This is a genomic window from Buttiauxella gaviniae ATCC 51604 (assembly GCF_001654835.1).
GTDB lineage: Bacteria > Pseudomonadota > Gammaproteobacteria > Enterobacterales > Enterobacteriaceae > Buttiauxella > Buttiauxella gaviniae.
Genome location: NZ_LXEP01000045.1, coordinates 1 through 14,635 on the forward strand (window position 1 = coordinate 1; position 14,635 = coordinate 14,635).

Sequence of the window (14,635 nt, forward strand, 5' to 3'; positions counted from 1 at the left end):
AGAGCTGGAACAACAGGTTAAAAATAAAAGAGCAATGCTCAAGGCCGTGGCAGATACAGAAATTACCTGGCGTCAGGATGCTGTTGATGCTGATATTGCCTCTGATGTGGAAAAAGCAGATTTGGCCGCATGGAAAAAATACCGCGTCATGCTGATGCGAGTTGATACATCAAAACCAGAGTGGCCTGAAAAACCAGAATAGGAACCTTTGATAGAATCTCTTTACGGCCTCAAGTGTGAGGCCGTTTTTTCATGCTGCAATTTCCTTCTTTGCACCTTTATGATGCACTTCCCACAGCGTTATTCCGATTGAATCGCAAAATTCACCCAGATGATTGAGTCCTGACCACTCACGAATCCCGCCTCTCGCAGCTTCAACAAATATTGCAGCATCAGCAGAGCGGTGAACACCGAATAAACTCCATCGACCTGAATCCCCCCTTACAGCCACCACTCTTGTGAAAATTCCATTCGCGTAGAACTCTTTGAACATGGGCTTTTTGCGTGTTGTCATTTTCATAAAAGACAAATCCCCGAAATGTTAGTAACAAAGCGGGGATATGTTTGCACAAATTAACGGAATGACTTTTTTAATTTTGAGCGGTCAAGTTGCCTGTGCGATATCACGCGCTGACGGCAACGGGTTGCTGTACACCATGCCGCTGATAATCGGCGCGGTATTCATCTGCGTTTCATTTTTGCGCTTAAGCGTCACTGATAATGCGCGGCTTGTCTCCTGACTCGTTAATGGCTGCGTTGAAAGCAGGATAATAGTCAGCGGAATCACCACCAGCCCGGAATGCTCCAGAAAGCGACGCTTGCCACCCAATTTATATACGGGCGTCACCCCGGATACTGTCAACCCAAAGAAGCTTGCTGGCGCTGTATCCGTGGCTGTTTTTGCCGGACAAAAAATAACAGCTTTATCGAAACCAGTAACAGTAAGCTGTAATGCCAATAAATCAGGCGGTGTTAGGCTTGGCGCATTCTCACCGTGAAATATCTCTAAATCGCACACAACACGCTGTAAGGGGTTCTGAAACTTAAGCGACCATTGCCCCGCCAACAACCCTCCAAACATGTCTATGGTGTGCTGTGGGTATGGAATACCGTTAATCGGTGCAGCACTCCCCCTAACCTCTGCTGGCAACACCCAATCTGGCACCACCGCTGCGTCATTAATCACTGCTTTATCAAGGTCGGATATAGCAACCAGTTCGTCCTGTGTTAATGCCATTACTTACCCTTAGCCGTCAAAATACGGTCAATGTTAGCTGCCTGTTCATACAGGTCATTGAAGATATAATTTAGCTCTGCCACCTCTACCGGATCGCCACGCACCAGCACGCCAGCACCATCAATATAAGTTGGTTTAAATCCATTTGTTTGCGTGGTGGTCGATGGCTGTTTTTTACTGGCATATGCAGTACCACTAACAGGGTAAGTGCTGTCGATATGCGCAAAGCTATTCATGGCTTATTCGCCCTGGTTAGCAAGTCCTGATATTTTTTGTACAAGTCATTAAGAATGAAATTCATCACCTGCGCACTGATGCCATCGCCGAACGCCAGATTACCCTGAGCATCAAAATAGGTGGGCGCAAAGCCAGTAGCCTGTAATTCTTGTGAAGGCTCCTGCTTATTTGGGACATCAGCCCCACCTTGCCCGTTGTATGTTTTGTCAGTATTGGCCCAACTATCCATTTATCACCTTCATTTGCTTAACAGTTACGAGCGTATTAAAAGGCTCAATCATCTCAATACCTTGCTGGGTTTTGGTTCCAGTAATGCGCGTTAGTAGGGATTGATTCCCCGTGACACGAATCCCCTTTGTTGCTGTTGCCATAACTGTTTTTTGGGTTCTTTCATACTTAATACCGCCCCAGACGCAAGGGAAAGCATTACCGGGAAACATGGGGGCATGATGGGTTAACGTGGTATTTGGTGAAGTGGCTGCACTGTAAATATCACCAGCGAATGCAGATGAAACCAGTGATTCTGGTAATTCGATATCAGGAGCTATAGCCCCACATTGCACAAATATGGTACGAAATGGAACACGGTTAAACGCCGCCCCCACTGCGCCAGTGGTCAGCCCGACTTTATCCAGCGTTAACCAGGTGAGGCTGTAAACCTGCCGCATAAAAGCGCCAATACTTGGGCGAGATTGCGCTGAAACAGACTGATTGCCCATTTCCTGCTGCAATGCGCTCCTGTAACTATCATCGTCACGACCATCACGCTTAACACTGAACTGCTCGCCCCATGCATCGAGCAACACACCTTTTGAATCAGAGAGCGAATAGCCCGTTTTGAGGAAATTTATTGCAGATACCATATCCGCATTGCTGGATTTCAGCCCGGCAACAAGGTCAATATTGCGCTGTTTGCGCACTTTTGATGTGAATCTTTCCTTAGCCAACGTTTCAGGGCTTTTGATTACCGGATCCATCATGACACCTCTACAGAGTTTGCGTCTGTCACAGCAATAATCCCACTACCAACAGATACTTTATTACCCGTTGGTGACGCTGCCGTGCCTACTTTTACGGAAACATCTGTCAGCGTTGAAAATGCGGTTAGCAAACGAGCGTATATTTGCCCGGAAAAAACATCACGCCCCACTTCCAATTGCGAAAAATATGCAGCGATGGTGTTTTTTGCCACGCTTACAAAATCCGCTGGCTGACCTGTGGTTTCTGCATCCCATGCAGCCCCCGAAACGGATACATATACAAGCTGGAAACTTTGACGGCTAAAGTGAACAGTTTCGGTTATCGCTCCATCCGTGGCAGTACCAGAAATATCACCGTAAAAACCACATTCAGCCGATGCAGCATCATAAATAGCCTGAGCTATGGCATTGTCCGAACCACCTGCCACAAACACCTGTATGGATTTTCCTGGTATACCTGCTGCGTTAGTTGCGAACCCTCTATTCACTTCAACGGAAGCGTAAGTTACACCGCTAACAGCCAGCACCGCATTCCTGACACCTGGACGCGACGAACTGATATTTACACGCCCCGCTGCCGCTGCTGCTTGAATTCGTTCACGGTATGGCTCGTCATCTTCAATCAGAAAACCTTTCAGGCCATTTGATAACACCAGAATGTCATCAGTAGCGACATAGCCAAACAGGACAGACGGAAACTCAGTATCACTTTGATACCAGGCTGTTGCAGGTATACCAGCACGCACTATCTCAAATACATCATCAGCAAAAGAGAACTGTGCCTGAGAGCGACCGTCTGCAACATAGAGCATAGGGCCGTAGGCAGTGCTGTAGGTTGTCAGCGATGATTCTCGCGTCGTTATGTCGGCATGTAGACGCGTGATTATGGAATCGGACGTATCCCCAGTCTGATACTGCGTTGAATAGGGCTTGCCAGATATCGTGATGGTAAAAGTATTGCCTGATGTAATGGCTGCTGGCTTTACCTTAAGCACATACCCTGCCGCTGTTTTGCCATTCTCCTTAATGTCGTTATTCGGCGACCAATCGCCACCACTGCCCGTTATGGTGAACGTATCACCTGAACTTATCGTTTGATGTGGCTGCAAAAGGTAAATGACGTAAGCAGAAGATCGCGTTAATCCGTGACGAGGTAAATTGAAACGCTCACCCATCCCGTCGAGTTGCGCACCCGCGCCCATTGAGATAAAGAATCCGGCAAACACCCACCCTATAGCCTCAATGATGTTCAAATCATCTTCCGCGACAATGGCGATAGTCTGCCCTATTAACGAGTCACCATCCGGGCTAACATCACCTAGGGCACCCTTTAATTTTTCATATTTATCACCGCGCAACTCCGGCAATCTGGCACCATGCCATCCACTTGAATTAACTAATTCCACTAGTTACCTCCGCGCTTTCTGGGCCAACGTAAATGGTAAAGAGGATCGCGTAATCACCCTTAACGTCATTGATATTGGTTGTTTTGGCATCAGTTACGCCTACAGTTCGTCGCGCCTCGGCGTTAATCATGTTGGAAACGATTGATGCTGGGAGTTTTGACGCAAGAATGCCAGACAGCCACGGCAAACCCTGCGTTTCATCAAGCCACCATTCACCGCGATTGGTGGAAACGCGGATTTCAGCTTGCTGCGCAATACCATCCAGACCACCATCCAGCACAAAATCACCATTGCGCATAAGCACGCCGTCATCATCCTGCATTATGTCCAGCATCAGTAATTCATCCCCTCGACCTTCGCCAACTCTTTAACCATCACTAGACATTGCCCTGAGCCAATTTTCATCACGCTTTCAACCTCACCAACTGGCAAGTGACGACGCCCACGGCAAGTGGGCATGACAAGGGTTAATTTATCGCCGGGCTTTGGAATCTCTCTGGACATAAATTTGCCCGTTAGCCCATCCAGATACTGCTTGGTTGAGATATTCATTCGCTGTGTAACCATCTTTCGACGTGAACAACAGTCACCGCAGCATCCAGTGATTCAATATCCAGTAAATCATCAAGGTCAAAACCCTCACCAGCATCATTGAGCATTTGCGCCATAGCAGCCTGATGCGGCAATTCAAAAGCCAACTCATTGTAAAACGGCAGGTATTGGTCTTTGCTCTCTCTGCAAGTGGCAAGCACCATAGATAACGGTGCGTTAATCAAAGCGATGCATTCAACCTTGTCTACAACCAATCCTGTACGCTCGGTGACGTTAATGACTTCACCTTGGCTTATGCTGGTGGTGTAATCACCAGCCATCAGAAAGCCACCGTTCATAAGCGCAATTTGTGCCGCCTGGTCATTTAATTTCATGGTTTATTTCCTACTGTGGCGGGCCCGTTGGTTTACCGTCGCCCTGTTCTATATGTGTGTGTGATTTACCGGATTTTCCGGCACTGATGTGGTCAGCCGCTTCGCTGGTTCCTGTTACAGAAACATTGCCTCCGAATGAGGCATTACCACCACCGCCAGCGCCTTGTGTGATGGCGCCAGTTAGCGTTAAATCTCCATTTATCGTGGTCATTGGCGCGGTCACATCTACGCCACCGGGGGCAATCAAAGAAGCCTTATCACCTTCCATTTTCAGCACGGCACCGCCGCCCGTTGCGGCCTTGATGTGGTTGTCATCCCATTCAATAAAGGCGCTACCACTGAATACGCGAAGTCCAGCACCATCAGGCATCTGATGAATTGCCTTGTCTGAAAATCCGCAGAATGCAACACCGCCTGATATGGTTTTATGGTCTGGTTCATCCCCATCACCGTGCGAAAGCGCAACCAACAGGCATTCATCTCCGGGCTTAACACGACCGCTAATACCTGATTTACCTTCATCCCAGACCAAAGAAACAAGACGAACGCCCTCAACAAGTGGGTATTCGATTGGTTCTGGGTTATCACCAAAGGTGCGCTTCGGAAGTGGCTGAACTGTGGCGCGACCAGCCTTAACAGAGACAATCTTTGCCTCGAGTGCGAACAGCGCCGAATTAAGCGATTGCTCAACAATGGCTGCAATCTGACTGCCCGCCCTCATGCAATCACCCCTTCCCATGAAGTTGTCCATGTCTGGCGGTCACGCGTGCTGAATTTGTGGGATATCTTTTTAACGATAATCATCCATCCTTCGCCCATTGACGGGGATGAAAGCTCTACTTGTTCGCCAATATCCACACCACCACGCAATAACGAATCCCAAGTGATTGCTTCAATAACCCCCATTTGGCGGCGTGCGCCTTTTGAATAATCAACTTGCGATCCCTTTGGGGGCCATTGGTATGTAGTAATGCTCTTTTCGTGCTTCTTCTGGATTTTCTCTTTTTCGGAAGGGTTCTTTTTCTTCGTGCGCTTTGGTGAGTGGATTTTCAGTAAAGGAGCACCCAGCAAACCGGAGGTAGGCGAAAACATCGCTGCACCAGAAACAATGGAGTCACCAGCAGTAACAAGCACTGATTGATATTGAAGTGACCAGTTAGCATCAACCGGGCGACACAGGCTTGTGAGAACGTCACGCGACAATGCCGCTGCGCTGATGTTTTTCGTAAGCGTTAATCCGGCAGCGGCTTTTGATACCTGACAACCCAATCCCATATCGGAGGCAACTAGCGCGGCAGCTTCTTTTAATGACTGCCCTTTTTTGAACGTGCGAGATGTGACACTGGCGCGGAAAGGAATCAACGCCTCGTATAGCTTTAGCTTTAGCCCATAAACTTCATTGGGCTTGATGGTCACAGCGCTTATTAGCTCACCCTGAAACAGGGTAAACATTCCTTCATCTATATAGCCAGCCGCTACACTGACCGTTGAGCCTGCCTGTGCAATGGCGTTTTGCGTCTGCGCCGTCAAACCCCAAAGCGTCAGGTCTGCTTCATTGGGTTCTTTTTCATCGTCTCGAACAGACGAAAAATCAACGTCCACGTCTGTTATGTGGATCGTCTCTCCATCTGTGCAGTTAATGGTTATCTCAAACTGGCGACCATAAGCCATAAATTCACCTCCCGTTATAAAGGTGATTTAAAGGCATCGGTCATTCTATTTACAGAAATGCTGCAAGCGGTAACGTGTCACTATTTAGTGCAAGGTTAAATCTGTGGATAAAGTAGCGCTAATAACCTACCTGCATGATTTTGGTTAGTGGTCAATATCACCTCTAAGCCGCATCGAGACTGATAACTAATGTGGATAACAATTATCGTGCCAATAGAAATGTATCTTCTTTGTGATATTTGTTGCGGGCTGCATATCGCAATTTCAAATGTAACAGAGACACGTTAGACGAATGGTCAAATATTTGACCATTTAATTTTTAAGCAAAATAATGATTACCCCTTACCGACTGCGGCATGAAACAACCCCGGCTAAATTAAAACTCTCAGCCCCCGATCTCTTACGTTAGCTTTCACTTCCACCGCTATTTAAAAATATGGCGTGTCAATACGTTGCAAATACTGGTCAGATGAGTGTATAGAAACATTTCCGGTAAAAAGGAAGGCTGCTATCACCGCAATCAAGCACATCCATTTGATTTCTCTTGATTATTTAGATGATGGCTTTGTCCGGCTTTGTTTCCGTCTGAAACATAAATTCATAAAATGGCATTTAATGGTCTAACCTCACCCTATTCTGGTCTATTTTTTTTACGTGTCCAACCTTATATATCCGTTTGCCTCACTTACGCATCCCATTGAGTTCGTTGGATAAATCCACCCTCTTATTTTTTTAATTTCTCATGACGGCAAAACGCAAGGTATTGACGTTAAAAAACGACCAACTTATGATTACAAATTAACCAAAATAATTAACCATATGATTTTATTGGATTAAATAAATATCAGCATTATTTGTTGGTAATTTGACATTTGTCACACACAACCATATTTATTTATGTTCCTCAAATAATTATCCACAAACAGTAATTTAACTAATCTTTTAACATTTTTAACCTACTTCCTGTTGCCGTTATGTTAATTGAATTTTAACCATTTTTTTACATGGTTTGAGTCGGGCCAGATTTCAGGTATAAAAAAACCCGGCATTTGCCGGGTTGGTTCTTTTACTGGTTTGCTACGCCATGCTTCCAAATGCAGACTCAATCTCTGACGGACTTAATGAGGCTATATCATTATAAAGCCTTTCCGCTTCGCCTGGTGACTTCCTGAAACCCATTGTGACGCTGTCATTTGTTTTACTAATCATCTCTACACGGTAAATAAACGGCATATCTCTCATGCTGGTTCGTAGCTGTAGTGATTTAAATAAACATCCCTTCGGGTACTTCTTTTGATGCATTACCGCGTTATCTTTTATTACTGACTCTGCCATTATTTCACCTGTAAATATTCTTCTATTGAGTTTGTTAAAGCTTTTCTCATTGCTGAATAAGGTGGTGTTTGCAAATAAACACTCGGAACATCTTTAACTGCATGGTTGAGTATTAATTCTGTTGCAAGATAATCCTCACCACGTATAGCGGCGCACGTTCTAAATAATTTACGCATATCGTGGCAGCGCCATTTAATCCCAGCGCGTGAGATGGTAGTTACAAGCGTGTTGTATTTAATTTCCGACTCACCTATCACGCTCAGCCACTGCTCAATTAGTGGGATGTATTTAATTGGTATGGGCAATAACAAATCAGAGTGGTTTTTTGTCACACGGTCTGGGATAAATAATCTACCGCTGGATATTAATGATTTAGACGACAGCGACAATGTTTCAGAGGCTCTCAGGCCAAAGCACAGCATCATCCGAACCGTACTACGGTAAGGCTCTCGCAGTGACTCAATTTCATGTACCACGGCGGCATACTCATCCACACTTACGCGCGCTGGTTTGCTCAACGCTTTGTAGCGCTTGATTCGTTTCCCAATCGCTCTGGCAGCGGTACGCATGGCATCCAGCATTCTACCCAGCGAACCCGGCGCGGCAGGTTTAAATTTAATATCAGCATGAATCACCCAGGCAACAACGGCAGCAACACAATCTATGCGCTGGCGAACAGTGGAAGCCGCCAACCCATCATCAATGCATCTGTCTGCATATCGCACCCAAATATCCGAAACGCTGGCAGCGCGAACCCCCAACGACAAAACCGGCTCAAGCATTCGCACGGCATGACGCTCATTGATGATGGTCTTTTCTCGCAAATTTACCGCTTGTGCGCGGCGGTCTACCATTACCAGTAAATCACTTAGCATCACTACCACCATTCAGCACTGCGGCATTCCACGCTAATTGTGTTGAGCTATAAACCATCTTCTGCTCAGCATCTTTAATTCCGCTGAACTCCATAGCAGGCCGCATCACCATTCTGAACCAGGCATCAAAATTTTCAGCGACTATCGGTGCTGGCGGTGCAGCTTCGAGTTCTGAGATTTGGTCACCTGCTGCTATCAGTGTTTCTTCTGTACTACGCAGAGTCTTTTCCAGGTACGCGATGCGCTCATAAGTCTTAGCCTGCTCTGACGCCAACTTATCTGCGCGGAGTCGTTCGTTATCAAAGCTCATACGCCAGTTTTCTCGATCCTTCTGCGCCTGCTCCAGCTCCGCTATCAGTTCCATTACGTCAGAGTCACCGCCGCCGCTGTAGTCATACCACTGCGATTCTTGGTAATGCGTATCGGCAATATCTCGGCCGGGCGCATAGTGCCAGCCGTGTTCATCATCAATTTGACCAGAACAAGCCCACACATTGCCTTCACGCCCGGAGCGTTGCAGAGATAACTGCCCTGCGCATAAACGGCATTTTGGCACTTCTGTAGGGCCGTAACGCTCATTCAATCGAGCAATCAGCGCTTCTATTCCCTTATCCATTGCATCCCTTGATGGTGGGTCGAAAGTATTTTTAGTCATGTTCATGCCCCAAAGCTGATATGCACAAATGAAAACAACCAAAGAATGAACTCAATCACTCCCCAGCCAACCACACCGCAAATAACGGCTAAAACAAGAAACGTTCCAGTGCCTGGCAAATCGTACATTTAAGTTATCCCCTGACAGCTAAAGCTGTGCGGATCGCAATGGCGATATCCGAGTAAAATTTCGAATCTTCATACTGCTGACAGCCAGCCCACTCAAAAATGACGGCGGCAAACTTCATATTGCTGATTACCGTTGATGTGGAATCACTACGAGCATAAAGAGCAACCCATGAGCCGGGTTTAATTACCCTAGAGCGAGTACCACCAAGCGCATGCACCACGCCACGTATAGCGGCAGCGTGGCGCTTTGCTGTGTCCTTACTTACTCCTTCGATTTCACTTCTTTTAGCCACCAACTCCAGCCCGGTATCAATCAAGGTGCTTGAAAGTCTGCGTGATTCTCGTTTGGTCTTAATTTCGCCCATTTGGATCTCCCTTTATTAGCATCCAGATAGTTGAGTTTGGTGTTAAGCGGATTTCCTTAATCAACCCACGCTTTGCCATATTTTTAAGTTTTACCCTCACGTCATATTGCAAAATCGCTTTGTCTGGATGCAGTCGACATAACGCCTCACGAATGAAACTGGTTTGCATTTTTTGTTCTTTTAATCCCGGCACAGCCCAACGCTGAAATGCCGTATAAATATCGCTATCTGTGATGATGTATCGGCGCATAAATCCCCCGCGCTTTTAATTAATTACGGCGGTTAATAGTTTTAATTGGTGAGTATTCTCTTGCTATTCAATTACCGCATTCAGGGAATTGAATGCTTATACGCAATGTGGAGGCAGTTTTAAAAATTAAACCCATTCGAGGTGTTGACTCAAAACCCTCTATTCTTCTTATCGTGGCACGCATTGCCGAAACAAGCTCTGCAAATTCCGTCTTATCCATTCCTAACTCACGGCGCAAATCACCACTGATAAGCAGGTCAGTAATTTGACCAATGGTCATACGTCTTTTTTCAGCAATGACTTGCTTCAATTTTTCTTTAGACACATTACCCTCCTTCAACTCATGCTAATAACGTATTGACCATCATTTATCTTTGAGGCATGGATTGCCGTTCTGTATGCAGCCCAGTTATCCTCACCCTCCAAAATGATTGGTATCGTTTCACCATTGTTAATTAATTGGTCAATTGCTTTTATAGTGTCAGCATCACCACAAGCATTAATAAATAAAGCCCGTAGTTTTCCAGCTACAAATGCGATCTTGTCAGATCGTTTTAATTTTTCTTTAATGAAAATTTCCTTTTTCTCAATAGGTATGAGATAGAGGTTTTCTATTGTGTGTTTATCATTAATTCTGGTTGGGTTTTTATATGCAACCTCACCGCTAATAATGCCGTAATGCATTAACCAAATAATATCTTTAATCGGATAATGCTTTCCGTGCATTAAAATACAATCTTCACCACCTCGATTTCTCGTAGCAACCAGCCCTTCAGCGCTAGGCCTACCACTTCCATATTTTCTAATTAATTTACCGTCTTTATATTCAAATAAATCATGACAGCGGCGATACAACCACTCGCGATTTACCTCACCTTCGCCGCTATCCGAACTACAAATAAGACCTGAGAGTTGCGACACATCACCCTCAGCAACCGCGTATAGCGCCGCTCTCATGGCATCATTGAATTTAACACCACATTCATCAGAGCGCTCCTGTGCGCGGCGGTAAACACCTGCATCTGCACGGAACTGGACAACCTGCATTTTTTTACTCATTTTTATCTCATGCTAATTGTGGTGCGACAAATACACCTGTCGTTAATGCTCTATGGAATGCATTAGCCAGACGGCAAGTATTAATTTCTTCTGCTGACATCGGCAATGGCGGCTTAACCCATTTTGGGGCTGCCTTTGACTCCATCTTTAAAGCGCGAAGAATTGAGCTTGTTGTGTAAAAGTTTTTATCTACGCGTTTCAAAATGTAAGAACATCTCCGCGTCGTCGGGCATTTTATTTTTTCGATGTGGGCATAAGGCGATCTAAACATATTCCAGATTCGCCGAGCGATGTTCTTATCCGTCTGTTCTTTGAACTTAGCATTAACCTCTTCTTTAATTTTTTTAATGGTAAGTTCACGCCCTAGCATAATCTTCACTAAATCTTTAGCCGTTACATTTCGACGATTGGCGGCATGGGCCATGCGCAATGCTTCGGGCAGATACTCACTAATTTTCCCACCAAAAACCTTTGCACCGCTTTTGGCTGATTTCCAAGCCTGAGTAAAAACCAGAGAAAGATTCCGCATAAATCACCTCACGCGCTTTTATTGAGAATTTTTGGGTGGGAAACAATGAAAATGCCATGGATATGACCACGCGGGGCTACGTGAAAAAATAGCCCTTTCCGTGATATTTCAGAGAGGATTTTTGCAGTGCGCTCAGGTAAATCCTGAACATTTTGACGGGGACTTATCTCAGAGACTTCGTCGCCGTAAAGGTGAGCGATGTTATCCCCCTCACCCATGCGGCAACAAATTAGATTTAACGCATTAACAACGCTTCTTACAGTGCTCGCGCTGCTTAACTTAACGCCAAAAAAGGCCATGACATTCACCAAATTCTATATGGCTACTTCGTCATGACCTGGGAGAATGTATATTATGTTAAATTGAATATCAGGATACAAACTCGATACCATCTCAGAACTCACCACGCTAACTCTCCTCGCCTTTTACCAGATTCGCATGCCATCGCCCATGGTGGACAGCCTGGAAACAAAACGGAACTGAAGTAGCTGACTGGCAGCCATCCACAGTTCCGTATTGCGTGCTAAAACACTTTTGATGAGTAATCGGATTTTACTTCGCTTTCTATATAAGTATTCAGGCCCCATCCAGCTCGAGCTAACTCTTTCATCTTTTCCAGGTGTTCAGGTCCTGGATGGCGAAGATCGTAGAGATACACGTGATTATTTTTAAAACGGACTTTGATCGAGTTGGTATCAATCTGGAAACTGACAACTTGTGAATCGCCGCTTTTGTTCGCGTAATTTTCCATATTGCATCCTGTTAGCTAAGCCTAAACTCGGGCGAAGCTATCTATTAACCACGTTCCGCGTTTTTATACAGGGTCATAGCTCACGATTTGGTTACTGACCTGAATGAAACTTAATGGCAAACCCTTGTTTCTGCCAGTGTTCCAGTTGTTCCTGTTGACGCATAGTTAGTACCTTCCCTGTCCAGACAAAAATATGCTGGCCTGGAAATAACTCCGGTCGAGGTGACTCAAGAGGATCAGCCAGCACATCAGGACGCCAGCCATGTTGTGAAAGACGCCAGGCCTCGAGCCAAAGACGGATTCTATCCTCGCTTTCCCAGCCAATCAGTAATGTGTCTTTACCTTCTTTGTTTCGAGAGTCAGCGAGGCGCTGGATTACATACTCAATCAGCAACCCATCAAGAAGGCTAATCATTGCCCTTGCGGTATTTTTATCCAGGCCAAGACACTGACGTACCGGGATAAAAACATGGTCTATGAGGGTATCAACAGCAAATACTTGACCTAAATCTGCAATTTTTGTGCGGAGTTTTGCGGGTTGTACAAGGCGCAGTACAGTCATCACTTCATCCTGCTGCGACCGCCATGCTTCATGGTCAAGAGTCGTCGTCTGACTCGCTTCCAGCAATGCTTTAACCTTCCCTACGGACACGCCACTTTTTATCAGGCGTTTAATCTCTTCAATGCGCAGGATATCTTCGTCATCAAACTGCCGATGCCCGCCTTCACTGCGTTGCGGCTTGAATAATCCATAACGGCGTTGCCACGCACGCAGCGTGACAGGGTTGATTGCGCATCGTTCGGCAACTTCACCGATACTGTATAAGGTCATTAATCCCTCGTTGTGAGCTTAATACGTCCATGTCGAAACTAACGACTCCGTGCTGGTTGTACAACCTTTTTTACATTGTACAACCTGAATTAGAGATCTGCTTTCCTTTCAGGCCAGGCGACGGCGGATATGCCACTTAGTTGGGCACGGGCAAACAAGTTGCCCTGAAAATGCGAGATTCCGGCTGACTCCAGCCACATCCACTCCTCTGCCTTCTCCACTCCAACCGCCGAAATGGATATCTCAAGCGATGCGCAGCATTTGATAATGGCCTGGATGATTGCCTGCCGCGGGCCGCTTTTATGAACATCATTAATCAGCGCTCGGTTAATTTTAATTCTGTCTGGCTGAAACTGTGACAGCAACAAAAGCCCACCAAATCCGGCGCCAAAGTGGTCTATCGCAACACTTATCCCTGCCGCTTTCAGTTGCCTGATTCCATCGGTGAACTCCTCGATGCGCGATATCACCTCGCTCTCAGTAAACTCTACGGTTACCTGCTCCGGAACAAGTCCATTTGTCTGAATCTCTCTTAACAAGAAATCAACCGCATCAGGAATCATCACAAGCGTCATGGGTAACAAATTAACGGAAATAGACTGCTCGCCAAGCTTGAGCGAACTCGCCATCGCAAAGGCGACTTTCTTGCTATTAAGGTCCGCTTCGTAGAGTGCCTTACCGCTTAAGCCAGCAAAATAGGTGGCTGTAGAATCTCCGCCTGGTGTGCGCAGCAAAGCTTCAGTGGACAAGATTTTCTGAGCAAACGGGTCAACCATAGGCTGGAAAGCAAAACTGCAATCTGCCGTGTTATCAGCAACAACCGATTCGATATGAGCCCCTTTTTTATCGGGTATAAACACCCAAGAATCTGCAGGCGGAATTTCAAAATAGTTTTCTTTTTCAGTGGCTTCAATAAATGTCCGCAAAAACTTAAGCGCACGGTCGTTGTAAAATAGCTGGTACTTCGAGGTCCCTTTATCCAGCACAGCTTGTAGCACTTCATCCCTGTCGTACTCTCTTAAATCAAAGAGTTCCATCCCCGTCTTTCCAAACCGCCGCGCGGGAGCGTAATCACAAAGCAACTCAACAATATTGTAGTGGCGCTTATCCTGGCAAATATGTTGGTAAATACTTAAAACGGTCTCTTCCGGGCCTTCAATCATCTGAAAGAAATGCGTGCCGTTGAACAGCAGTATGCCAGTCACGTCGGCCTGGTCATTTTTAACATTTGCAGCAGCAACCATATCCGTAACCGAGTGAAACGGTACGTTTTTACAGATATGGCTGCGGTAAATGATGGTAGTAAGCATGCTGTGTCCAATAGAAAGCTGTTTAGGCATTTACAGTAGCAGATGACCTGCCAAACCACCCATTTAAAATACATTAAAATTAATAACTT

Annotated in this window: 23 protein-coding genes; 1 reads left to right on the forward strand and 22 read right to left on the reverse strand. The window is 45.8% G+C overall.

Annotation, left to right across the window (positions count from 1 at the left end; genetic code table 11):
• Positions 1 to 202 (forward strand): tail fiber assembly protein (locus tag M977_RS22080; RefSeq protein WP_167351115.1); only part of this gene is annotated, 202 nt, incomplete at its 5' end.
• 48 nt (positions 203 to 250) lie between these two features.
• On the opposite strand, the gene M977_RS22085 is transcribed toward M977_RS22080, so the two are convergent.
• The 22 genes from M977_RS22085 to M977_RS22195 form a co-directional block, all read right to left on the reverse strand.
• The gene (locus M977_RS22085; protein ID WP_064518898.1) at positions 251 to 520 is read right to left on the reverse strand and encodes a hypothetical protein; all 270 of its coding nucleotides are present in this window, start codon (positions 518 to 520) and stop codon (positions 251 to 253) included.
• Positions 521 to 604: 84 nt separating this feature from the next.
• Positions 605 to 1,237: a hypothetical protein gene (locus M977_RS22090; RefSeq protein ID WP_064518899.1), complete on the reverse strand. Its 633-nt coding sequence runs from the start codon at positions 1,235 to 1,237 to the stop codon at positions 605 to 607.
• Positions 1,237 to 1,473, reverse strand: a complete 237-nt coding sequence (locus M977_RS22095) for a hypothetical protein (protein WP_064518900.1) — start codon at positions 1,471 to 1,473, stop codon at positions 1,237 to 1,239. Before M977_RS22095 ends, M977_RS22090 begins: the two co-directional genes overlap by 1 nt.
• Positions 1,470 to 1,703 carry a hypothetical protein gene (locus M977_RS22100; protein WP_064518901.1) on the reverse strand — a complete coding sequence of 78 codons (234 nt, stop codon included), beginning with the start codon at positions 1,701 to 1,703 and terminating at the stop codon, positions 1,470 to 1,472. Before M977_RS22100 ends, M977_RS22095 begins: the two co-directional genes overlap by 4 nt.
• Positions 1,696 to 2,454: a hypothetical protein gene (locus M977_RS22105; RefSeq protein WP_245163532.1), complete on the reverse strand. Its 759-nt coding sequence runs from the start codon at positions 2,452 to 2,454 to the stop codon at positions 1,696 to 1,698. Before M977_RS22105 ends, M977_RS22100 begins: the two co-directional genes overlap by 8 nt.
• On the reverse strand, positions 2,451 to 3,860 hold the full coding sequence (locus M977_RS22110) for a baseplate J/gp47 family protein (RefSeq protein ID WP_064518903.1): 1,410 nt from the start codon (positions 3,858 to 3,860) through the stop codon (positions 2,451 to 2,453). Before M977_RS22110 ends, M977_RS22105 begins: the two co-directional genes overlap by 4 nt.
• Positions 3,847 to 4,194: a contractile injection system sheath initiator gene (locus tag M977_RS22115; RefSeq protein ID WP_064518904.1), complete on the reverse strand. Its 348-nt coding sequence runs from the start codon at positions 4,192 to 4,194 to the stop codon at positions 3,847 to 3,849. Before M977_RS22115 ends, M977_RS22110 begins: the two co-directional genes overlap by 14 nt.
• Entirely contained in the window at positions 4,194 to 4,412 is a 219-nt protein-coding gene (locus M977_RS22120; RefSeq protein WP_064518905.1) for a hypothetical protein, read from the reverse strand. Before M977_RS22120 ends, M977_RS22115 begins: the two co-directional genes overlap by 1 nt.
• A complete protein-coding gene (locus M977_RS22125; protein WP_064518906.1) occupies positions 4,409 to 4,786 on the reverse strand; it encodes a hypothetical protein in 378 nt (125 codons plus the stop codon). Before M977_RS22125 ends, M977_RS22120 begins: the two co-directional genes overlap by 4 nt.
• Positions 4,787 to 4,796: 10 nt before the next feature.
• On the reverse strand, positions 4,797 to 5,507 hold the full coding sequence (locus M977_RS22130; RefSeq protein ID WP_064518907.1) for a hypothetical protein: 711 nt from the start codon (positions 5,505 to 5,507) through the stop codon (positions 4,797 to 4,799).
• Entirely contained in the window at positions 5,504 to 6,457 is a 954-nt protein-coding gene (locus M977_RS22135; RefSeq protein ID WP_064518908.1) for a hypothetical protein, read from the reverse strand. The genes M977_RS22130 and M977_RS22135 overlap by 4 nt, the downstream gene beginning before the upstream one ends.
• Before the next feature lie 1,077 nt (positions 6,458 to 7,534).
• Positions 7,535 to 7,792 (reverse strand): hypothetical protein, encoded by a 258-nt coding sequence (locus M977_RS22140; RefSeq protein WP_064518909.1) that lies wholly within the window; start codon positions 7,790 to 7,792, stop codon positions 7,535 to 7,537.
• A complete protein-coding gene (locus M977_RS22145; protein ID WP_064518910.1) occupies positions 7,792 to 8,667 on the reverse strand; it encodes a site-specific integrase in 876 nt (291 codons plus the stop codon). The genes M977_RS22140 and M977_RS22145 overlap by 1 nt, the downstream gene beginning before the upstream one ends.
• Positions 8,657 to 9,322 carry a hypothetical protein gene (locus M977_RS22150; RefSeq protein ID WP_157092112.1) on the reverse strand — a complete coding sequence of 222 codons (666 nt, stop codon included), beginning with the start codon at positions 9,320 to 9,322 and terminating at the stop codon, positions 8,657 to 8,659. Before M977_RS22150 ends, M977_RS22145 begins: the two co-directional genes overlap by 11 nt.
• Before the next feature lie 133 nt (positions 9,323 to 9,455).
• On the reverse strand, positions 9,456 to 9,815 hold the full coding sequence (locus tag M977_RS22155; RefSeq protein WP_064518912.1) for a hypothetical protein: 360 nt from the start codon (positions 9,813 to 9,815) through the stop codon (positions 9,456 to 9,458).
• A complete protein-coding gene (locus M977_RS22160; RefSeq protein WP_064518913.1) occupies positions 9,802 to 10,065 on the reverse strand; it encodes a hypothetical protein in 264 nt (87 codons plus the stop codon). The genes M977_RS22155 and M977_RS22160 overlap by 14 nt, the downstream gene beginning before the upstream one ends.
• A gap of 67 nt (positions 10,066 to 10,132) precedes the next feature.
• Positions 10,133 to 10,390 (reverse strand): helix-turn-helix domain-containing protein, encoded by a 258-nt coding sequence (locus tag M977_RS22165; RefSeq protein ID WP_064518914.1) that lies wholly within the window; start codon positions 10,388 to 10,390, stop codon positions 10,133 to 10,135.
• An 11-nt stretch (positions 10,391 to 10,401) separates the two neighbouring features.
• On the reverse strand, positions 10,402 to 11,124 hold the full coding sequence (locus M977_RS22170; RefSeq protein WP_064518915.1) for a polysaccharide deacetylase family protein: 723 nt from the start codon (positions 11,122 to 11,124) through the stop codon (positions 10,402 to 10,404).
• Positions 11,125 to 11,131: 7 nt separating this feature from the next.
• On the reverse strand, positions 11,132 to 11,653 hold the full coding sequence (locus M977_RS22175) for a hypothetical protein (RefSeq protein WP_064518916.1): 522 nt from the start codon (positions 11,651 to 11,653) through the stop codon (positions 11,132 to 11,134).
• Positions 11,654 to 12,176: 523 nt separating this feature from the next.
• Entirely contained in the window at positions 12,177 to 12,404 is a 228-nt protein-coding gene (locus M977_RS22185; protein ID WP_064518918.1) for a hypothetical protein, read from the reverse strand.
• 91 nt (positions 12,405 to 12,495) lie between these two features.
• Positions 12,496 to 13,236 carry a MerR family transcriptional regulator gene (locus M977_RS22190; protein WP_064518919.1) on the reverse strand — a complete coding sequence of 247 codons (741 nt, stop codon included), beginning with the start codon at positions 13,234 to 13,236 and terminating at the stop codon, positions 12,496 to 12,498.
• 89 nt (positions 13,237 to 13,325) lie between these two features.
• Positions 13,326 to 14,546 (reverse strand): diguanylate phosphodiesterase, encoded by a 1,221-nt coding sequence (locus M977_RS22195; protein ID WP_064519041.1) that lies wholly within the window; start codon positions 14,544 to 14,546, stop codon positions 13,326 to 13,328.
• Positions 14,547 to 14,635: the final 89 nt, after the last annotated feature.